Source organism: Lentilactobacillus sunkii DSM 19904 (assembly GCF_001435575.1).
Lineage (GTDB): Bacteria > Bacillota > Bacilli > Lactobacillales > Lactobacillaceae > Lentilactobacillus > Lentilactobacillus sunkii.
Genome location: NZ_AZEA01000031.1, coordinates 1 through 21356 on the forward strand (window position 1 = coordinate 1; position 21356 = coordinate 21356).

Consider the following 21356-nt stretch of genomic DNA (forward strand, 5'->3'; position numbering starts at 1 on the left):
GTTTTAATTCATCATAAGCTTAGTCTGTTTCCGCTATATAACCGAGTGAAACAAAAAAAGCATTTATCACATGGTAAAACCACAAACAGAGTGTGACGAGGGCTGGGTGGCACGGTTTCTAAGGACACTTTGATTGAAGCCCCTAGGCTTGGGGCTTTAATTAAAGTGTCTTTAGAAGTTAGTGCCAGGCCCGTCGCCAAGTAGGCTAGGCAGGCTTTCAGCCGGCCGTCGAAACACGTTTCTGCTATATAACCGAGTGAAACAAAAAACATTTACCCCATAGTAAAACCACAAACCAATCATGACAAGACACGGCAGCTAGATCGTAGATACAGGTTCTAACCCCATAACTCAAAAGTGCCCATGAGCAATAATCGCTCATAGGCACTTTTTCAACTATTTACTTAATCTGATCAACAGCATCCAATGTATAGGTACCGCCAACAACAGAAATCAAAACGTGATGTTTTCCTGAAGACAAGCCACGGACAACCGAATTTTCAGTCCGGTCGTCACCTGGTTGAGGAATGCGGTTTGAGTCAACCGTCACGCCGTCAACAACAATCTTTAAGCTGCTTTGGGTTTCTTGAGCACCAATAAGTGAGAATCCCGTGCCGGTAAAGTCAAACGCAAAGCTTGGTTCCTTGCTCTGATCGGCAGTTGCAGTCGAAAGCGTTCGATTCCACTTAGTATTGCCTAAACCACAGACATGGTTCCACTCACCAGTGTATAAAACGGCGGCATCCAGATCATCAATTCGGTTGGAAATGATGGTTCCTCTTGAAAGCTGTTTAACGGTCAATTGGCTAATCTGAGTATGATAATACCCGCTGCCAAGTTTGACACGACCACTGTATCGAGGATTGTTCGTATCCGTGTATTTAAATACCACTTTACCGTCAATTGAAGCTGTCAGTTGATTACCGTCAGCCGCAAATTTAATCTGATGGGTAGCTGCGATATCCAAAACATCCACGTGATCCAAAGCGACAATCTGATCGTCCTTGATCAACTCACAAGCACCATCGATATAGACTTTAAACACATAAGGTGCACTTTCAAGCCGTCCTTTGACATCGGTCAATTCACGCAAACCAATTCCAAAGTAGTTTCCGGTTGGCGAATTCTGTAATGTTTCATGATCGAATTTCATTGAAACGGAAACTTCATAATCAGACCACTTATCGTCACCAACGGTTAAGCTTGGGGCAAAGGAGTACTCCCAGTCGTTGGCTCGTTGATTCTCGGTAATGACCTGTTCGAGAACATTGTGACCATCTTGGTTGGCAATTTCAAAAGCACCACCCTGGTCGGCAGTGAATCGGGGCGTATTACCGCGTAATTTCAGGTAGTCATCGGGATAACCAGTATAGCTGAAGTCATCTTGATACAACACATTATCGGCATTTTCAATTCCTAATGTTTGATCGGCATATTGGCTTTCAAATCGATGATAGACAACCTCGTTATCATCTGCGAGGTCCAAAGTTGTTGCCGTGACAATTGAATGGGGATTAACCACAATCTCAGCTTTTCCCTCAACTGGAGAAATGGTTTCACGAATCTGCTTCATGCGACTGTCATAAACATCTTTAGAACTCTTGGGTCCAATGCTCTGCCATATTGTGATTTGCTTGGTTTCCGCATTGCCCATATTTTTAACATCAATTTCGTAAGTTCGCGATTCACTGCTGTCATTATCCAAAATAATCGAGTAATCGTTCTTATCAGGGGCAACCAATGTCATATAGCTTGGTGCCTGACGGTTATGGTCCAAATTTTCAGTACCACCAACTTGGCTGTCACATGCGCTCGTCAAATATCTCCAAGCACCTTCATCAGCCCAGCCAGATTTGGCAAAGTCCGTAAAATGCTTCATGCACTGCAAACCAATGTTATCGACTTCATAATAGCCGGACCATGGGCGATTGGCGTTGATTAATTCCTTATGGCTGTAATTAACGCCGGTATAGTATGCCGAAACTGCGGGTTGGAAAATGTACAAACTCCGGCGTGATTTAACATAACTCTTGATCAATCGGTTGGCGACATCCAAACCGCTTTGACGACCGCCAATACCATCCCCGTTAGTGGCTCGAACCCGATATCTGCCCATTGTCATTGGCGCGATACCTTCACTGTACCAAACTTCATGATGATATTCGTCTGCCAATTTGGTGAATGGTTTGTTCTTGCCATCATCAGTATTGTAATGGAAACCAACTGCCTGGACGCGGTCACGTAACTCCTTATCAGCAACCATCATGTCACCGAAATCACGCTCATAATTTTGATCAGAAGCAATCATCTTGATCTGATTATATTTTTCAACCGGGAAATCATTCGGAAACTCATCATGATCGTTCGCAATCCGATCCGCAAACCACTTAATCCACTTAATCATTGGATGCTTGGTTTCATTACGATCAGGATCAATGTAATCAATCAGATACCCATATGTTTCATACGCCGCAACAATGGTCTTCTTGTACCACTGGTACATGGGTTCAAACGCCTTTTTGTCGATGTTGTTATCCGGATCGGATGACTTCGCATTAAACCAAAGTTTCCGCAGCCACCCGGGTTCACCCCATCGAAGAATTGAAGTCTTTAATTCCGGCTGAATTTTCTTCACGTCAGCAATTAATTGAAAGCCGGCGCCTCGGCGAACGTTTGCGTTTTCGGTTGCCGAACGAACCGTGGCCGGTTCAGTTCCTGAAGAAGTATTGGCATCATCACCCATTTCTACTTTGAGCATTCTCATCATTGGATGTTTACCGCCAAACAAAATTTGAAGGATTTCATCGTAGCTGTCACGATGTTCCCATTTATAATCAAGCAACAGCCTTGATGAGTTGTTGCAGCTCAGGTAGCCAAATCCCTTGAATGTATTGGCATCCCCAGCATTAAGCTCCAGCTTGTCGCCATCAATTGCAAAACTTGTTCGATTCATAATTACGCTCCTTTATCATATCGAGTGTCTCAGCCATTTAGTAAAATAACCCAAATATTCAACAATCAGAATATTTGGGTTATTTCTTAATGCATATTAATCGTTATTATTTACCTGCTTTGTAATCCAAAGGTAGTGATGTCCAACGCTTCTTGAGGAAGAAGGCTGCTGCCTTAGGCTGACGGTCACGGGTGAAGATTCCCTTCTTATTACCGTTAACACGCATGTTACCTTCAACGGTCTGGAAGTCGGCCAGGTTCCATGGCTGTTCACCACGAACGAAGTCATATGAATCAAATACTCGGTCAAACATGTCGAGTAATTCGATTTGATACTCTTCACTCCACATGATCGATGGCAGCTTGTGCAGCCCGGGTTCGGTATCGGCACCATATTCAGAGAAGACGATCGGCTTGTCAATGTCAGAATTCTTCCATTCGTCAAGTTCTGCTCTCAAGCCGGCTTCACCATCTGAAATTTCATATCCCCACTTATGGTACCAGCCTGGATAACGGTTCAGTAAGTAAAAGTCAGGGAATTGAAGACACTTGGACTTTTCAAAAGTATCGTCTTCATTAAGCGTAAATGTTCTTGGACGTTTTTCTGGGTCCAAATCTTTAGAATCATTGAACAACTTGGTAAAGTATGGAACCGCTGAATCAGTTGAGGTGTCGGGTTCGTTGCACAAGCTCCATGCCAGGACACTTGGGTGATTCTTATCACGCTTAATCATATCTCTTACTTGATCAATGTGCTTCTTGTACAGTTCATCGATCCAATCACCATCGAAGAATGATTGATCCAAACCACCTAAGAAGCTGGCAGCAGCCATCTTAAATCCAACGGCAGGCACTTCATCGGTAATCAAAATTCCTTCACGATCAGCGAACTTATAAACTTGTTCGTCATATGGATAGTGAGAACTTCTAAATGAGTTGGCACCAATCCAATCCATCAAGTTCATATCACGGCGTTCAACGTTCAAATCAAATGCTCGGCCTGCATAGATACTGTCTTCATGACGACCAAAGCCTCGAAGGTAAACTGACTTGTGGTTGACCAGAATTTCATGGCCTTTAATCTCAATGGTTCTCAAACCAATTTCATCAGAATATTCATCAACGGCCTTACCGCCATCAATCAATTCAAACTTGATTGTGTATAAATAAGCATCACGGACCTGCCACAAAGTTGGATTCTTAACAACCAAGTCGCCAGATTTGCCTTCACTTGTTGCGACAACATTGCCGTCTTCATCAGCAAGACTAACTTTTACATCAGCATCTTTAGTTGCTTCAACACTATAATGAACAGTTGCCTGATCATCGCTGACTTCATAAGTGGTTGAATAATCGTAGATATTTTCTTTAGGCACTGCCAATAGATGCACACTGCGGTTAAGTCCTGAATAGTTATAGAAGTCAAAGAATGGTTTTGCCATTTTCTTGCCGTTCTTCAACGTAGCTGTATCACCGGCTGGCAAAGCGTCACGATGAAGTTCGTTGTTCATCTTAAGAGCAACAATGTTTTCCTTGCCCAACTTAACAGCGTCGGAAATATCAGCAGTGAATGGAAGAAAACCGCCTTCATGAGAACGGATTTCCTTACCATTTACGTAAACCGTTGCTCTGTGGGTAGCGGCCCCAAAACGTAATTGAATGGCTTTTCCATCCATGTAGGTTGGCACGAAGAATTTCTTTGCATACCAAAAGTCGCCCGTGTATTCACGAGAATCCTTATCAGTAAAGAAATCATTAAAGCTGGCAGGAACCGGCATCTTGATTGGATCATCAAATCCGGTGGTCCATCCCTTTGCTTCTCCCTGTTCGGCTGGGTCAAACTTGAAATCCCATAAACCGTCTAATTTTTGATCTTCACGAAACTTGTTAGTAACTGGATAAAGTAAACCTTTTTCCATTATAAAATCCTCCTAGGTTGTCAAAGCGATAGTTGAACATGTTTTAGCAAGCGCTTTCTTTCATACATTGTCTTAATTTTACTATATTATTGGGTATAGTCAATAGATTTTAGTAAAACTATTTTTTATTTTTCCCGCAACAAGATTACGGCCAGTCAAGGATCGGATTGCTATTCATCTTTTGTGTTACAAATAAAGTCAGAATTATTCAGCGGCATTTGCTGATCTATGTAATTATTTAGTAAAAAAGCGACGACCCTGTTTGGTCATCGCTTACTACAATATCTATAAACTGCTCTCCCGTTCCATCAATTCGGTCGAAATAACCGTTAATTCAGGAACTTTCTTTGGATCTTTAATTCGATCGTCCAACATCTCGATGGCCCGCTCACCCATCAGTTCGGTATGAACGTGCACCGTGGTTAATGCTGGGCTGGTATACTTGGCAATCGCAACATCGTTAAAGCTGATGATGCTGACCCGGTCGGGAACGGAGATATTTTGCTGCTGAAGCGCCCGCAAAACACCCACAGCCATCGAGTCACTCCCAATAAGAAAGCCATGGGGCAACTTGTCGCCCAATTGTTTAATCGCGGTATTCATCAGTTCAAATCCGGAATCAGGTCCAAACGGTCCTTGGAAAACAAATGCATCATTGAACAATCCCTTTTCAGAAAGGTATGAGTCAAACGTTTGAACTCGGGGATCACGGACACCCTGCTTCTCTGTGACCGTCGTTTCCTTTCCGGCAATCATTCCGATATCTTTAATGCCAAGATCAATGAATCGATCAATTATTTTCCGAACAGGCGATTCAAAGTCACTGCGGATACTGTCACAATCGTATGCCAAATAATTTTCACCGATAAACACCAGTGGAATGTCATATGATTTTAGACTCTGAACTTCGGTTTTATCAAACTTACCAACCGCAATCATGCCACTCAGATTTTTGACCCGATTCTTATCGATTGAATCAAATGTCAGCTTTTCGACTCCTGCACCCAAACTGGCAGCTTTGTTCTCAATACCATATTGAATTTGAAGGTAGTAAAGGTCGGTTAATTCTTCTTTGTCGGAATGCCATTGGACAATTCCAATCTTCTTGCCACCCTTTGGTACATGGCGGTTCTTCTTCTTATACTGGAGCTTTTCTGCAACTTCCAATACTCTTCTTCTGGTATCTTCCCCCACTGAAAGTGTATCGTCAAAGTTCAGAATTCGTGAAACTGTCGATATTGAAACTCCCGCTTCACTCGCAACATCCTTAATCGTTGTCATTTTATCACCCATAACATTTATCGTCAGATTTGAATTTATTATTAAACATTATTCGCATTAAACTCAATATAAGTCTAACACTTCCCGTTACCCCAATAAACAATCATGCATACAGCCATTCATTTTAAATAGAAAGAACCCATGTATGCATAATAGCATATACAGGTTCACAAATGAATTTTGATTAGTAAAAATCGACAAACTTTACGATTCCGGAACTGTTCTTCGGCGATCGTTCGAAAGTAATTTAATCAATTCAACAACCCCAAGTACTGACGCAATAATGCCCGCAATCATAAATAGACTGCGATCGGTACCACCAACATTGATGGCCTTGCTGACGTAGGGGCAGAGAAAATTGGCGCCGTTCGTGCTCAGCATCAAGATGGTGGTGGCATCGTTGCCATATTTTTTGGGAACAAATGATAAGCCCTTTGAGAAAATGAATGGGATAAACAAGCCAAAGCTGAAACCAACAGCAAAAGCACCGATGAAGCAAGCAATTGCGGATGCAGCCGTACTGATCATAAACACGCCAATTGCCTCAATTGCAATGGCCATTACTAATGTGGCTTTTTTGGCAATGGATTCTACGTAGCCATAAATCAGCCCACCAATAATCGTTCCAACAGACATAACGACTACAGCACTTGAGCCGACTGACAATGCGCCAAAATTATTGTTGAGAATATAAGTCGGAATTTTAACGTTCACGGTCATATAAAAGACCATTAGGATAAACATGACAACCCAGTAGTAGCCAAACTGAATCTTGGATGAAAGTGAGATCTTAACATCGCCATCATCGGTGGTCTTCAAACTGTCGGTATCATATCGAACCTCTGGGACATAGACCAAATATAGTACGAACAGGACGATACTGACCAGATAAATGCTGAATGCCATTCGCCAATTGCTATACATCAATATCAAGCCAACACCCAAGGCACCACCGGCGGCACCCAGCCCTTGAAAAGTATTTTGAAAGCCCAATAACCTTTCACGCTGCTGACCACTGTAGAGTCGATCAATCAAACTGATACATAACGTATTAAATGCACCAATTCCTGCCCCCATGATTGCCCGCGCAACCAGTAGGATCGACACGTTTGGCGCGAGCATTGAAAGACCCGCCCCCACAGCTGTCAAGGCAGTCCCCGCAAGAACCATCTTCTTGGTGCCGATTCTTTTCACAATGAAACTTGCAACGACAATCATCAATGCCATTGTGAACGAAGGAATCGTCACGGTTAGTTCTGCAGTCTCCGATGAAACTGATGAAAATTGTTTCATTAATCCTGGAATTGTCGCAGCAGTTGCTCCAGTGGACATTGGTAATAATGACAACATCAAGATGGAGAATCCCATCATTTTTGAGTTACGATTCATTGTTAAGCCTCCTATAAACCCCTAAGTGGAGCATCTTTCCCCGCTTTTCGTTTATTATATGACAATATGAAAAGCAGGTACATAGATTTATGAAAGATTTTCATAATGTAAGCGTTAAAAATGAAAATGTTTTGAAACCGGCCATACCGACAGGCTTTCAAAAGACTTTTTGGAGGGCAAAACAAATCCCCCCAAGCAAAAATACTCGAGGGGATGGGATCCTTTTACGAATGGGGTTCGTTTGTGATGTCATGTCAGAAATAACATCCGGATCTCGTCATACTATACATCAAATTAGTATTTCTTAAAAGGCATTCAAGAGATTAATTCATCACTTTTACTTGTTCAGCCAAACGCGCATTTGTCCGTTTTCACGGTTGGCCCGTACCATAGTGAGTTCAGTGGATTTGGATGCAACCGGCTTGCTTGCGTCCATGTAGAGTGGCCCGTCAATTGAGTCAAGTTCCTGCTTTTCGGCAGCAACCTGCACCACACCAACACCATCCAACAGCTTTTCATCAAAATGGTAATCGGTCTTGGCATCAGTGGCAACCTCATATGAAGAAAGGGGTGCTTGGTTGTCAGCTTGTTCCGCAGCGTAAACGACTGGTCCACGTTGAATGGCAACTTTGCCGAAATCCTTACTTACCCGGTTGTTTGCGCGCATAATCTTAACATTCATGTCCAACTCCAGATCAATGGTCAATGACTTGGCGTCAACGTCAACATAAATGAAACCATCATCGACTGGCAATGTGGTTACACTACCATTAATTTCCAAAGTGAAGTTTGCTGACCAATTAGGAATCCGGATGCCTAATTTAAATGACTTTTCATCAGGATTGGAAATTTCATAATGAATATCACCGCTCCATGGGAAATGATTGGTTTGAGAAATCTTCAAGCCGTCATCAAATTCTGCATCGTTTGAAATAAACTGGTGTGACAAGATCGTATCGCCGTTTACGGTGTACAGGTACTCATCAACTGAAGCGATCAAACGAGCCAGGTTGGCAGGGCAGCAGGCACAGCCAAACCAGTCGGCACGGTGAGTCAGGACGTGTGACTTACCAGGGTTCCCTTTTGAAGCAGCTGGATCGGCTTCAAGCGGGTTGACGTAGAAGAAGTGCTTGCCATCAAGGGCCATTCCACTTAACGCGCCGTTGAACAATTCTTTTTCAAGAACGTCGGCATACTCACCCTTAGCGTGAATGTTAAGCATCTGACGAGCAAAGAATGACATTCCAACTGAGGCACATGTTTCACCATAATCGGTATCATTTGGTAAATCATAGTCGTAGGTAAATGCTTCACCAGTGGTTGTCTGACCAATGTTACCAGTAATGTACATCTGACGTTTTACGATATCATTCCAGAAGCGGTCACAGGCGGCTAAGAGATCCTTATCACCAGTGTAGCGGGCAACATACGCCATTCCCGTGCAGAGATAAACAACTCGGACAGCATGACCATGAGGAACCTTTTGATCTTTAATTGGTTCCGCTGCTAAATAATACTCGCGTTTAAAGTCACGCATACCAGCAATCAGGTCACGGTCGGTACTGTCACCATCAGCTTTAATTTGTTTTTCAAAGAAAGCAGGATCTTGTCCACGTTGATTCAAGAAGTAGTGAGCCAAATCAAGGTAACGTTTCTCACCGGTTTCTTCATATAAACGGGCCAAGGCTAATTCAATTTCGGGGTGACCATCATATCCAGGAATTTTGCCTTCTTCAAGACCAAAGTTCCGGTCAATGCAGTCTGCCATTCGTTTAGCGATATCCAAAGCTTTTTCGTTGCCCGTCTCATGATGGTATGCAACACCAGCTTCAATATAGTGACCCATTGTGTAGAGTTCGTGTGACTGTTGAAGCCGTTTGAATTTACGTTCTGGGGCATCGATTTGGAAGTAAGTTGATAAGTAACCATCATCATCTTGAGCTTTCGCAATCAAGTCAATTAAGTTATCAGTAATTTTCTTCAAATCTGGATTTGGATGATACCCAAATGAGTATGCGGCAGCTTCCAACCATTTGTATACATCAGTGTCTTGGAATGGGAAACCATAGTGATGACCTTTCATTTCGCCAGCCGCAATCTTCAAGTTGGCAATAGCGTGGCTGTTCTTGTCCTGACCATTGTTTTGAGGATCTTCTGAAATTGAAATGTCAGCTTCATCGTTCATAACTTTCCATTGATATGGAAGGACTTCCTTAACAACGAGTTCACGATATCTTTTCCAGAAATCGGAAGTAACTTTGACGTTATTTAATTTTGGGGTTGTATAAACTTGCATAATTCTCTTTCCTCCTAAAATGTAAAATCAACATTGAAACTAAGCTTGAGCAGCTTCTGCTTCCTTGGCAGCTTTAGCATTACGGGCTGCAAGATCAGCCTTAACAACTGGTTCATGCTTTTCCCATTTACGGTACAAAATCATCAAAACAACACTGATTGCGTAAATGATGATTGGAACCCAGACAAATGTGAAGCTGATACCACTAAGGCTTGATGCTGATTGAGTTGCTTGAGCGGCGTTGAAGCCAAATCCTTTAAGAAGCATTGAAGCAATGAATGAACCAAATCCTGAACCCATTTGGATACAGAATGAAGCACCAATGGCAGTTAAGAATCCGTTGGCACGGACACCGGTCTTCCATTCACCAAAGTCAACAGTATCACCGACCATGGCAAAGAACATTGTGCAGGCACTACCAGAACCGATACATGCGACACACCAACCGATTAATGCAGAAGTAACGTTTGTACCTGCAAAACCAACCCATGCTTGACCAACCATTGTCATAAGCAGGAAGAAGATTGTGGTTCCCCACTTGTGCATGAATTTAACGAAGAATGGAACTGAAGCCATCCCAATAACTTGGATGATAGTGAATCCGTTGAAGAATGAAATTAAATCTTTACTGCCCATATTGTACTGGAAGTAATAAGGCATTGAAGCGTTACGAACGATAAATGCAGTCCAGTAAGCCAGGTTGGCAACAACAATTAATACCCAAGGCCAGTTACCTTTAGTGGCTTTCAAACTTTGCTTAATAGTAATAACTTTTTCGCTTTCAATATTCTTTTCACGCATATCCAAGAAGGCAACGATCAAGAGGATGAAAGCAACAATTGAGTAAACACCAACGGCTAAGGACCAACCTTTTTGTTCGTTACCACCACCGAGTAAGCCGGCAAATGGAATGATAAAGGTTACGGCGAAGAAGTTACCAACGTTACCAAGTACCAAACGAATTGAGTTGGCTTGCATCCGGCCATCAGTACTTGAAGTCAAGTTGGGCAATACCGAAGTAATAGGAGTTGACATAGCAGTATATGATAAGTCAGCCAAGATATACATAACGCCGGCATATACAACTTTTGCTGTGCCACTCAATGCTGGAGTGGTGAACAGTAACCAGACGAAGATGGCAAATGGTAATGACATCCACAAGAACCAAGGACGGCTCTTACCATATTTACTGTGAGTGTGGTCAACCAGGATACCCATGACAGGAGCACCAATGGCATCGAAGACACGACCGATTAATAGTAAAACACCAGCAGTCCCGACTGATAATCCAAAAACGTTGGTGAAGAAGTAAAGCATGTAAGAACTAATGATACAGTACAATAAGTTACCAGACATATCGGTAAAACCGTATGTGATCTTTCTGTGCCATGGCAAAGTGTCATTGTTAAGTAATGCTTGAGCACTTGCTGTATTTGAATCTACGTTTGCATTTGAGCTCATGATAATTCCTCCAAATAAATAAATTTTATTGAATCGCTTACATGATGAGGTGAAAAATTATTGCTAATACATTGAAACCATTTTGACTAAAAAGTTGGTGAGCTTCTAAACCGATAGCAAATTTGAACCATGATCTTCAACTCCCTTTCATCAAGAATGAAACGTTCAAAACATAACTTGTTTTAACAAAGTTAATAGTAAGCGTTTCCAAACAAGAAAAAAAGGTCTATAATAGCAAAAGAAGTGATGGTATCCGACCAGTTGCAATATAACGCGGTCTTTGGGTAGCGTTATGAGGCCACTATTAGCACTGTTTTGAACATTTGGTAACCATTTCCGACCTAGCGGAAATATTACTATTATGTATGTTTGGTGACCGTTTCCGACATCGATAGGAGGTTGGCTTAAAATGTTGTTCTCAACGTTCACAATGGAAAAAACATTACTATATTACAAAGGCGGTGAATTCCTTGCACATAAGGGTTGGCATCACCGCAGGATGTACCATAAAGGCGATTATGAACTGATTCTTTGTATCAAAGGTCCCATCTATCTCCAAATTGGTGATATGAGATACACCCTAAATGCTCACGAAGTCCTGATAATCCCACCATTTACCACATTCTATGGTTATCAGGATTCGCCCGGCGACGTTGACTTTTACTGGGTTCATTTCTTCTCTCAGCATAAGGAAGACACACTTGAAGCTGATGAGGGAGATTTAACAGAGCAGGTCAAAGCTAACAAGAACACCGCCAAGAAACGGCAAATCTTCTTACCGCGAACCTTTAAGCTCGATGATTATGAACAAGCAACGATTCTCATCCACCAAATTTTGTCAATTCATAATGAACTTTCCTTCATTGAAGAACGAGATTATCTGGTATCTGCCCTTCTGATTCAGCTCTACAAATCATATTTCAACCGGCCGGACTCCAGTGAAGACAGCTCTCGAATTAACAACCTCAAGGAATGGATCCGTGCCAACATGTCGAGTACCCTGACGGTTGCCGAGATTGCGGACAGGAGCCACCTCAACCCGGATTATTTGACCAGATTGTTCAAGCATTGCACCGGCATGACCACGCTCCAGTATTTAAACCACGTCAAAATTGAAGTGGCAATTCTTCTACTGATTCGGACTGACATGTCAATCAAGCAGATTGCCGACAACTCGTACTTTAACGATCCAAAAGTCTTTATGCGCCGTTTCAAGAGTGAAACCGGGCTTTCGCCGACTGAGTATCGGAAGTCCTACAACTTGATTCATCTTAATAATCCCCACGTCGATCCACAAATCCCAATTCCAAAGCGGATCGCTGACTCAATTGATTACATCCCTGAAAATGGCGACATTCCAGAATAATAGGAGGAACTATCTAATGAAATTATTTACAAAAAAATTTGCCGGTCAGTCCATCTTGTCATGGATCTTCCAGCTTGCACTCATTTATGTTGCGTGGCAGGTAAGTACCCATGCAATGGCAAATAACATGACAACCATTACAATTGCCGCTGTATTATTACTAGCTATTTACTGGAGCTTTTCACTTGATCGAAGAAGCCGCAACAATAAGTAAACATGCTTTCGTAACCCGCCCATTCATGTTAGTATCAACTTGACGCAGATACATAGATGGGAGTTGAAGAATATGAGAAAATATATTAAAAATGGCATGGCAGTCCTTGGACTTCTTGCCGGGGGAATTCTTCTTGGCACATCAACGACAGCCAATGCTGCCCTGACACCATCAAGTTCTCAGCCAACCGCCAATATGGTTGACGTCTCAAGCTGGCAGTCCAATTTGACGGCCGCAAATTATCAAACACTTGCACAAAATGGCGTTACCGCCGTTACAATCAAGGCTTCAGAGGGTACCGGCTATACCAACCCCTACCTGCTTCAACAAGTTCAATATGCGCAACAGGCTGGATTAAGTGTTAACTTTTATCACTTTGTTCATTTCACATCGGTTGCCCAAGCTCAGGCTGAAGCTCAACAGTTTATCAATTCTGTTAAATCAGTTACCAGTTCAACTAATGTTGTCATGGTTGCCGATTTTGAGTCTTCAGAATTGGCTGGGGTTTCAAAAGCCCAAAATGATGCAAATTTAGCTGCGTTTGACACTGCGTTGAATCAAGCCGGTTATAACAAGACTGATTTGTATACCATGGCCAGTTGGCTTGGTGTTCATATCGACACCAATACCACCAACCAAGGTTGGATTGCCGATTATCCTGGCACACCAACCGGTAACAAGTATCCAAACGCCAACGCATGGCAATGGGCATCTGATTACAGATTCCCATCCATTGCGCAAAACCTGGATGTTAGTCAAATGAATAACAGTTATTATTTGAATTCAGGAACCGTTACACCATCAAATAACGGGACTGGTGGATCATCGAGCAGCAGTTCAAGCTCTGCTTCATCCGCATCGTCGGCATCTTCAGCCAGCTCATCCTCAACTTCAAGTAAGAACTCGAAGAACAAGGGATCGGTTGTCTTGGTACCTGGTCCATCGGCTGGTAAGCAATACTCAGCAGCCCGATCCGCATCGGTGAGACTGGTATGGCGGTCAGCAATGGGTCAGCATTACTACACCACAACCAAGGGTGCTCGTTACTCCAAACACTTAGGCACCCGTTACGGGTACAACGCTGATCTGCCTGATGTTACCTGGGTAACTGATGCTCACGAGAAACTTTATAAGAAGAACACAGGCAAGTATGCCATTTACTATCACGTTAAGAGCACCGTTGGTAATCACGGCGGCTGGATCTGGCGTGGTTACCTAACCAGTGGCAGTAATTAGTTTGAAAATAGACGACTTATCAAAACACAATTTTGATAAGTCGTTTTTGCTGTCTAAAAGCCAGAATTCTCACGCCATTTATGTACATGCTAATTTCATTTTTCACATAAAAAGCCTCCAAGCTGGTAGATATGATTTCATCTATCGGTTTGGAGGCTTTTGATGTATATTATTAAACACCTATTTCAAAATATTAATCAGTTCCGCATACTGTGAATCCATCCAGCTCACATAATCTTTATCAGCTGGCAAGGTTTCGGTTACAGGCAATACGGGTACTTTGTTCTTCTTAGCGAGTGCAACCAGATTATTAACTGTCTTACTGTCCACCTGCTTGTTAAAAACAAAGAAGGCAATTTTATGATTCTTAATGCCGTTTTGCATGGTTCGGATTGTTTGTGGTGAAGGATCGACGCCCTTTTCCGTGTCATTTTCAAAAGCAGGGTCACCAACTTTAAAGCCAGTTGCTTCAAGTGCGTAATCAAACACTGGTTCACTGACATAAACGTCTTTGTTCTTCTTAGTTGAGGCAACCTGCTTCAATTCGGCAATCTTGGCATTGATTGGCTTCAATGAAGCAATGTACTTCTTAGCGTTCTTCTTAAAATATGCCTTGTTCTTTGGCTGCAGCTTACCCAATTTGTCAGCGATCGTATTTGCCAACTTGGGCATCGTTGCCGGATTATACCAAAGGTGGGGATTATCGCCATTCTTTTTGTTCATCAAGTCTTCGCCGACTTTGATGTAATCAACCTTGCTGCTATCCTTGACCAAATTATTCATCCAGCCGTCATAGCCAATTCCGTTGGCAATCACAATTTTAGATCCAACTGTCTCTTTAGCAACCTTAGTTGAAGCTTGGTAATCATGGGGGTCAACGTTGGGGTTAGTGATAATTGAAGTCACATCCCCTTTATTGCCGGCAACCGCTTTGGCAACCTCACCGTAAAAATCCGTTGTCGCAGTGATTTTGATTTTACCGTTGCTGGATGCAGAATTACTGGAACAACCTGCAAGACCGATCCCAAGGGCAACGACAACAAGTGCTAACAATGCTGCCTTTAGCCCTGATAATTTATGTAACATGAAATATCCTCTCCTCTGCAAATAGTAATGGTTACTCTTTGATAATAAGCTAAAAGGTTTAGGATGTAAAGCTAATTTTCATGAATTTGATCAATCTTGAAATCACAAATTACCGTAATTCGTCAACACCAGCTTGTAGAACTGACTCATCGTATATGATTGATGAAAATACTTTTTACCACGGTTCTTATAATAACCGTTCGGATCAGTGTGATCAGATCCACCGAGATAATGGGCAACTGCTCTGTGAGACCAGACTGTCCCCTTGCCATCGTAGCAGGCATCATTTGGCTTCAGGTGATATTCCTTCAATATATAAGCTGTGTAGTAAGCTGCATTTTCCACTTCTTCGGCAAAGGACTTCTTATGATGCATTTGAACCTGCTCAAATTGAACAAAGCGGGCATTCCCAGGATAACCAACTCCCCAACACAGGTATTTAGTGCTGGCAATATTGATAATGTGGCCACTATCAACGAAGGTGTGAACAAAGGCATTACGGTAGTTCTTCTTCATATAGGCAATTTCACCCCAAATATTTGAACTGGAATTACCAGTTTCGTGAACAACGACACCCTCTGGTTTGTTCTTACCATGACGGTACTTATTGCGGGGGAATCCACTCCAAATCTGTTTGGAAACACTGTTGTGTTTAATGTTATGACTCGCAATGTAGTTGTTTACTTTCGAACTACTGGCCTGTGAATTCACAGCCCCCATCATTAATATTGAAATAACTACTGTAAAAACTGTTAGAAAGACTTTTTTCAACATCCCATTTGTCGCCACTTTTGAATTATTTTGAAAATTTTCATCTAATTTCAATGTTAGTCTTTAAGCTGATTTTTTCAACAATTAGCCATGCCTTTCCAGATTGATTTCCGCCAAGGTGTAATTAGTGGTATCACCCTTTTTCCAGTTGTATGATGTAAGCGAATTCAAAAACACTGTGAATTTACTTATGAGGAGGAATTTATCTATGACAAGTTTTGACAAACGTGGATCAGATGACCGCTTATTATCACCTGATAATTCATTATTAACCATCATTGATTACCAACCGGTTCAAGTCGGCTCAATCGGCTCGATGAGACATTCTGATTTACTTGAAAATGCCTCACTGGTAGCGAAAACAGCCAAGCTTTACAACCTGCCGATTATTCTTTCAACTGTTAATGCCCATAATCAGCGTAATTCGGATACGGTTAAACCAATCAAGGACGTTGTCGGCGACATCCCTTCCTATGACCGTTCATCAATCAATGCCTGGGAAGACAAAGATTATAACGAAGCAATCAAAGCCACTGGCCGAAAGAAAATCATCATCCTTGCTTTATGGACTGAAGCATGTTTAACCTTCCCAACTCTGGATGCGATCGCTGAGGGCTACGATGTCTATCCGGTTGTCGATGCAGTTGGCGGCACTTCCACCATTGCTCATGAAACAGCACTCCGCCGAGTAGAACAAGCAGGCGCCCACCTGATCACCATTCCACAATTATTGTGTGAATTACAGCGTGATTGGAACAGACAGGACACCGTACCTGGATTCGTGAAGTTACTTCAGGAGAATGGTGCGTTCACTAATCTATAAAATAATTGTTACCGATGCAAAAAGATCATTGAGCTGCCAAGTTGGGCACGTCCAATGATCTTTTTCGTGTTTTGGAATCTACTATGTTAATTAATCGTTATTCTCTTCAGAAGAAGCGGCTTTCGCTCTGCCCAAAACAGGACGGAGAAAATGCAGTCCAAGGCCAAGAACGGCACCGGCAGCTGCAGGTACGACCCAGTCCATTCCCAGACTGGCGAATGACAGGACGTGCTGCTGGAAGGCACCCAGAGCTTGGCCGAAACCACTTTGGCTAACGACTGGTGGGAAGGCAGCCACCATGTCCAACAAGGCTGGAACGGTGGTGAAACCGACGACTAAAGCGTAAACCAATGGATCACGGTCGAACAATGGTGAGAAGACTGACAACAGGATCAAAACCATGGCGAATGGATATAAGAACATCAGCATTGGTGTTGACCACTGGATGATAGTATCAAGACCAAAGTTGGCAGTTCCAAATGATGCCAAACACATAAAGCCTAACCACCCACGGTAACTGACCTTCGAGAAATGATTGTGAAAATCTTGGGCAAAAGCGGCAACCAGTCCAACGGCGGTTGTCAAACAAGTAACGGTCAACAAGGTTGCAAGTAATGCATGACCGAATCCGCCAAGATAATAGGTAACCAACTGGTTGAAGGCAACCCCACCATCAGCGGAAACTTTGTATGTTGAAAGGGTGGTTGAGCCTAACCAGATCAATCCAAGATAGATCAAACCGATTGCGGCAGTCGCAAAGACACCGGCTTTGGCAGTGACTTTGGCATTACTGCTGGGTTTCGTTTTACCAAGCTGACGGACGGCAGTTACAACGGTAACTCCGAACGCCAAACCAGCCAGGGCATCCATTGTGTTATAGCCTTGCAGGAAACCGTTGAAAAATGAATCATTCTTGTAAGCAGCGGTAACTGCCTGCTTCCCGGCAACACCCATTGGGTTAGCAAATCCTAGAGCAAAAACACTGAATAATAGCACTAAAAAGACAGGATTCAAAACTTTACCAACCGATGTCATAACATTGGATTCTTTGTAAGAAACCAGAAAAGCCAGGCCAAAGAATACGGCTGAGAATACCAGTAGGCCAACGTGGGCCATTGATGCCGGCAATAATGGCTGAACCCCAACACTGAATGGAACCGTTGCGGTCCGGGGTGTTCCGAACAATGGGCCGATGGTGGCGTGAATCATAACCATGAAGGCCAAAGCAAAGACTGGGCCAAGCGGTTTACCAATATCATAGACCCCTTCCGAACGGGTGACACTGACTGCCAATACGGATAATAGCGGCAATAACACCGCCGTTACCAGAAATCCCAGGGCTGCCAGCACCCAATGAGCACCTGCAAGCTGTCCCAGATGAATTGGGAAAATCAGGTTGCCGGCCCCAAAGAACAGGCCAAAGAGCATTGAGCTGACCACAAAGTAGTCACGTTTTCGTAATGGGTTTGGATTCAAGTCGTGTAATTCTTGCATAAATGTATATCTCCTTTTGTTTTCAATATTTTGCGAATTTCGATTCTAATCTGACTAATGTCAATCTGGGATTTCATTTCCACCAACTCTTTTCTTAAAATGATTGATCAGAAAACTATGTACTGAAGAAAAATAAAAAGCGCCCCTAATCCAGCTAATGCTGAACTAAGGGCGCCTACTGCACTGTACCACCTTATATTTGCAGAATTATCACTAAAACTGCCTTTCACGTACGGCCTCCAAGAAGCGATACGCTAACACGATAATGGGTGTCACCAATGCACGTTACTTATCATTCTTCGGTACATCGCTCAAAAGGGATTTTCACGTTGTTGATCCTGCTTCCTCTCACCAAACGAAGCTCGCTTCAGGATGTCACAACGCTACTCAACTTTCTCACAGCGTTTTCTAATTATTTAACAATTATACTAGACGTCTCACAGCACCATGTCAACATGTAAATCCGAAATAATTTCGTTTGCAAATAAAAAAGAATTTTGGGAAGCGGTTTCATTTCAGCCCCGATATGCCCTATAATGGAATTGTATGAAATATTTGATAGGGAGTGAGTTTATGTCAAAAGTATTAATCGCAGGTAGGATTCCGGAACACGCAATGAACATTCTCAAGGATGCCGGCTTGGATATTGATGTATTTGATGATAGTCAAAACCTCATCACAAAGGATGAGTTGAGCAAACGGGTTGCCGATAAGGACTTTTTGATCACACCACTTTCCACAAAAGTTGATTCTGATGTGATCGACGCAGCGCCAAACTTGAAGTTGATTGCAAACTATGGTGCCGGATTTAATAATATCGACACCGAGTATGCCAAATCAAAGGGTATTCCGGTTACCAACACGCCAAAGGTTTCAACCACTTCAACGGCTGAAGTCACATGTGCGTTAATGATCAGCTTGGCTCACCGGGTTGTTGAAGGCGACCAACTGATGCGGACAAAGGGCTTCACCGGCTGGGCACCACTATTCTTCTTAGGCCATGAACTAGCAGGCAAGACTTTGGGAATTATCGGTATGGGTCAAATTGGCCAGGCCGTTGCCAAGAGAATGCATGCATTTGACATGAAGATTCTCTACAATCAACGTCACCAACTCGATTCAGCAACTGAAGAAAAGTTGGGTGCCAAGTTCGCCAGTGTTGACGACATCGTTAAAAACGCCGATGTCATTACCCTGCACGCTCCTGCAACCCCTGAAACCCACCATCTGATTGGTGCCGAACAATTCAAGGAAATGAAAGACAGTGCAATGCTGATCAACGCTGCTCGTGGTCCACTGATTGACGAAGCTGCTTTACTTGATGCTTTGAAGAATCACGAAATTGCAGGTGCCGGCTTGGATGTTTACGAGGCTGAACCTAAAGTCGATGACGGATTCAAGTCATTGAAGAATGTCATTTTGACACCTCATATCGGTAACGCAACTGTTGAAGCACGTGATGCGATGGCTGAAATTGTTGCTAAGAATACTGTTGCGATGGATAAAGGTAACAAGCCTGACTACATCATTAATGGTGTCGAACTTTAATTAATTGGATAAAGGAAACGAGATCGGGAAATTTTTCCCGGTCTCGTTTTTTTAGTTTCACTGTTGTGTCCGTTACTGCTTACCATGGCAAAATCCCATCGTTTTCCGTAAACGTACCATTCAAATTATTTCGGGCATCACTTGCCAATTTGATAATCTGTTGGGCGCCTTCTTGGACCGACTGCATCCCTGCCGGTGCGGGCTGATTAGTATCCCGACCACCAAATCCGGTTGCAGTCCAGCCAGGATTCACTGAATTAACCGTAATATTGGTATCAGCTAATTCTTTGGCAAACGTGATAGTCGCAAAGTTGACTGCAGCCTTTGAAGACTGGTAACCCAGAGAACTCACGTTGTAGAATCTTGAATGAGGATCCGATGCCAACCCCAGTGATCCCATATTGCTGGAAACGTTGATAATTTTGCCTGACTTGGATTTCTTCAACAATGGAATAAATGCCTGAATCATGCTGACCGTGCCAAAGAAATTGACATCAAACTCTTTACGAATCGTGTCGGTAGATAAAGTTGCAGCATCCTCGTGATTATCCAAGGCGATGCCGGCGTTATTGATCAAAATATCCAAATAACCAGTATTTTCAGTCACAGTCTTTTTTGCTCTTTGAATATCATCTGGATTTGTTACATCGAGTACCAAGAGATCAGCATGATACCCTGCATTTCTAATCCGATTGACAGCTTCCTGGCCGCGTTCCCGATTACGAGAGCCGAGCAGAATAGGATGACCTAGTTTCGCTAAGGACATCGCCGTTTCAAAGCCGATCCCCTTATCGGCACCGGTTATTAAGGTTAATGTCGGTTTATTTTCTGCCATTTTGTTGGCCTCCATGATAGTTTTTTTACTTCTTCACAAATCGCAGCAAAACAAGTTGGATGATGCTCACAATCAAGAAGACTATGCCAAGGACAACCTCAGCGGCCAGTCGATTAGACATTGTCTGAACTGCACCACTGCCGTCAACTTTTCGCAGCATGAGAAATAATGCTATTGCCGCAAATATAACGATCAGAATTAAATTTGTAATCCACCAGGCCCTTCGTTTCATGTTGAACGCCCCCCGTTTTAATCAACTCCTTGAAGTCTTCACAATTATCATGGACTGCTTGTATTCTGGAGTCAATGAAATAGATGGGTGTATGGTGCCCTAGTGAAAACGTGCGTCAGTCGGCTGGCTCCGGCCATTTAAGGGCCTTCAGCAATCATCCCCAAAGACAGGATCACAACTTCTATCTAGCAGAAACGTGCTTCGAACGGCTGATCCCGGCCATTTAAGGGCTTAAAGCACTCATTCCAAAAACAGGGATCGCTACTGCTATCTAGCGGAAACGTGCATCAGTCGGCTGGCTCCGGCCATTTAAGGACCTTCAGCAATCATCCCAAAACCGGGGGATCGCTACTACTACCTAGCGGAAACGTGCGTCAGTCGGCTGGCCCCGGCCATTTAACGAAACAAAGCAATCATTCCAAAATGAAGTGCAACAGAAAAGTTAGACAAAGA

Annotated in this window: 16 protein-coding genes; 5 read left to right on the plus strand and 11 right to left on the minus strand. The window is 43.0% G+C overall.

The window, feature by feature from the left end:
* Positions 1-400: 400 nt before the first annotated feature.
* The 6 genes from FD17_RS11805 to FD17_RS11830 form a co-directional block, all read right to left on the minus strand.
* The gene (locus FD17_RS11805) at positions 401-2953 is read right to left on the minus strand and encodes a glycosyl hydrolase (protein WP_057826381.1); all 2553 of its coding nucleotides are present in this window, start codon (positions 2951-2953) and stop codon (positions 401-403) included.
* Between the two features lie 106 nt (positions 2954-3059).
* Positions 3060-4871 carry a beta-glucuronidase gene (uidA, locus tag FD17_RS11810; RefSeq protein WP_057826382.1) on the minus strand — a complete coding sequence of 604 codons (1812 nt, stop codon included), beginning with the start codon at positions 4869-4871 and terminating at the stop codon, positions 3060-3062.
* Between the two features lie 285 nt (positions 4872-5156).
* Positions 5157-6152 carry a LacI family DNA-binding transcriptional regulator gene (locus tag FD17_RS11815; RefSeq protein ID WP_057826395.1) on the minus strand — a complete coding sequence of 332 codons (996 nt, stop codon included), beginning with the start codon at positions 6150-6152 and terminating at the stop codon, positions 5157-5159.
* A gap of 204 nt (positions 6153-6356) precedes the next feature.
* Positions 6357-7541: an MFS transporter gene (locus FD17_RS11820; protein ID WP_057826383.1), complete on the minus strand. Its 1185-nt coding sequence runs from the start codon at positions 7539-7541 to the stop codon at positions 6357-6359.
* 337 nt (positions 7542-7878) lie between these two features.
* Complete coding sequence (locus FD17_RS11825; RefSeq protein ID WP_057826384.1) at positions 7879-9837, minus strand: glycoside hydrolase family 127 protein; 1959 nt, start codon at positions 9835-9837, stop codon at positions 7879-7881.
* Positions 9838-9876: 39 nt separating this feature from the next.
* Positions 9877-11298: an MFS transporter gene (locus tag FD17_RS11830; protein WP_057826385.1), complete on the minus strand. Its 1422-nt coding sequence runs from the start codon at positions 11296-11298 to the stop codon at positions 9877-9879.
* 409 nt (positions 11299-11707) lie between these two features.
* Between FD17_RS11830 and FD17_RS11835 the strand changes: the two genes are divergently transcribed.
* The 3 genes from FD17_RS11835 to FD17_RS11845 all read left to right on the plus strand — a co-directional run bounded on the left by FD17_RS11835 (position 11708) and on the right by FD17_RS11845 (position 14114).
* Entirely contained in the window at positions 11708-12664 is a 957-nt protein-coding gene (locus tag FD17_RS11835) for an AraC family transcriptional regulator (protein WP_057826386.1), read from the plus strand.
* Positions 12665-12680: 16 nt separating this feature from the next.
* Positions 12681-12878, plus strand: a complete 198-nt coding sequence (locus FD17_RS11840) for a hypothetical protein (RefSeq protein ID WP_057826387.1) — start codon at positions 12681-12683, stop codon at positions 12876-12878.
* A gap of 72 nt (positions 12879-12950) precedes the next feature.
* The gene (locus FD17_RS11845) at positions 12951-14114 is read left to right on the plus strand and encodes a GH25 family lysozyme (RefSeq protein WP_057826388.1); all 1164 of its coding nucleotides are present in this window, start codon (positions 12951-12953) and stop codon (positions 14112-14114) included.
* Positions 14115-14294: 180 nt separating this feature from the next.
* On the opposite strand, the gene FD17_RS11850 is transcribed toward FD17_RS11845, so the two are convergent.
* On the minus strand, positions 14295-15200 hold the full coding sequence (locus FD17_RS11850) for a metal ABC transporter solute-binding protein (RefSeq protein ID WP_057826389.1): 906 nt from the start codon (positions 15198-15200) through the stop codon (positions 14295-14297).
* Positions 15201-15302: 102 nt separating this feature from the next.
* Positions 15303-15920, minus strand: coding sequence for a peptidoglycan recognition protein family protein (locus FD17_RS11855; protein WP_235803222.1), 618 nt, complete (start codon positions 15918-15920; stop codon positions 15303-15305).
* Between the two features lie 259 nt (positions 15921-16179).
* Between FD17_RS11855 and FD17_RS11860 the strand changes: the two genes are divergently transcribed.
* Positions 16180-16794 (plus strand): hydrolase, encoded by a 615-nt coding sequence (locus FD17_RS11860; protein WP_057826390.1) that lies wholly within the window; start codon positions 16180-16182, stop codon positions 16792-16794.
* A 90-nt stretch (positions 16795-16884) separates the two neighbouring features.
* On the opposite strand, the gene brnQ is transcribed toward FD17_RS11860, so the two are convergent.
* Entirely contained in the window at positions 16885-18288 is a 1404-nt protein-coding gene (gene brnQ, locus FD17_RS11865; RefSeq protein ID WP_057826391.1) for a branched-chain amino acid transport system II carrier protein, read from the minus strand.
* Positions 18289-18861: 573 nt separating this feature from the next.
* Here brnQ and FD17_RS11870 point away from each other — a divergent pair.
* Positions 18862-19836: a 2-hydroxyacid dehydrogenase family protein gene (locus tag FD17_RS11870; RefSeq protein WP_057826392.1), complete on the plus strand. Its 975-nt coding sequence runs from the start codon at positions 18862-18864 to the stop codon at positions 19834-19836.
* Between the two features lie 79 nt (positions 19837-19915).
* Here the strand turns inward: FD17_RS11870 and FD17_RS11875 are convergent, their stop codons facing one another.
* Positions 19916-20671: an SDR family oxidoreductase gene (locus FD17_RS11875; protein WP_057826393.1), complete on the minus strand. Its 756-nt coding sequence runs from the start codon at positions 20669-20671 to the stop codon at positions 19916-19918.
* Positions 20672-20696: 25 nt separating this feature from the next.
* Entirely contained in the window at positions 20697-20903 is a 207-nt protein-coding gene (locus tag FD17_RS11880; protein ID WP_057826394.1) for a DUF3923 family protein, read from the minus strand.
* Positions 20904-21356 lie beyond the last annotated feature (453 nt).

Excerpts from the sequence above, each read along its gene's own strand:
- FD17_RS11805 (WP_057826381.1), bottom strand. The coding sequence starts at position 2,953 with ATGAATCGAACAAGTTTTGCAATTGATGGCGACAAGCTGGAGCTTAAT.
- uidA (WP_057826382.1), bottom strand. The coding sequence starts at position 4,871 with ATGGAAAAAGGTTTACTTTATCCAGTTACTAACAAGTTTCGTGAAGAT.
- FD17_RS11815 (WP_057826395.1), bottom strand. The coding sequence starts at position 6,152 with ATGACAACGATTAAGGATGTTGCGAGTGAAGCGGGAGTTTCAATATCG.
- FD17_RS11820 (WP_057826383.1), bottom strand. The coding sequence starts at position 7,541 with ATGAATCGTAACTCAAAAATGATGGGATTCTCCATCTTGATGTTGTCA.
- FD17_RS11825 (WP_057826384.1), bottom strand. The coding sequence starts at position 9,837 with ATGCAAGTTTATACAACCCCAAAATTAAATAACGTCAAAGTTACTTCC.
- FD17_RS11830 (WP_057826385.1), bottom strand. The coding sequence starts at position 11,298 with ATGAGCTCAAATGCAAACGTAGATTCAAATACAGCAAGTGCTCAAGCA.
- FD17_RS11835 (WP_057826386.1), top strand. The coding sequence starts at position 11,708 with ATGTTGTTCTCAACGTTCACAATGGAAAAAACATTACTATATTACAAA.
- FD17_RS11840 (WP_057826387.1), top strand. The coding sequence starts at position 12,681 with ATGAAATTATTTACAAAAAAATTTGCCGGTCAGTCCATCTTGTCATGG.
- FD17_RS11845 (WP_057826388.1), top strand. The coding sequence starts at position 12,951 with ATGAGAAAATATATTAAAAATGGCATGGCAGTCCTTGGACTTCTTGCC.
- FD17_RS11850 (WP_057826389.1), bottom strand. The coding sequence starts at position 15,200 with ATGTTACATAAATTATCAGGGCTAAAGGCAGCATTGTTAGCACTTGTT.
- FD17_RS11855 (WP_235803222.1), bottom strand. The coding sequence starts at position 15,920 with ATGGGGGCTGTGAATTCACAGGCCAGTAGTTCGAAAGTAAACAACTAC.
- FD17_RS11860 (WP_057826390.1), top strand. The coding sequence starts at position 16,180 with ATGACAAGTTTTGACAAACGTGGATCAGATGACCGCTTATTATCACCT.
- brnQ (WP_057826391.1), bottom strand. The coding sequence starts at position 18,288 with ATGCAAGAATTACACGACTTGAATCCAAACCCATTACGAAAACGTGAC.
- FD17_RS11870 (WP_057826392.1), top strand. The coding sequence starts at position 18,862 with ATGTCAAAAGTATTAATCGCAGGTAGGATTCCGGAACACGCAATGAAC.
- FD17_RS11875 (WP_057826393.1), bottom strand. The coding sequence starts at position 20,671 with ATGGCAGAAAATAAACCGACATTAACCTTAATAACCGGTGCCGATAAG.
- FD17_RS11880 (WP_057826394.1), bottom strand. The coding sequence starts at position 20,903 with ATGAAACGAAGGGCCTGGTGGATTACAAATTTAATTCTGATCGTTATA.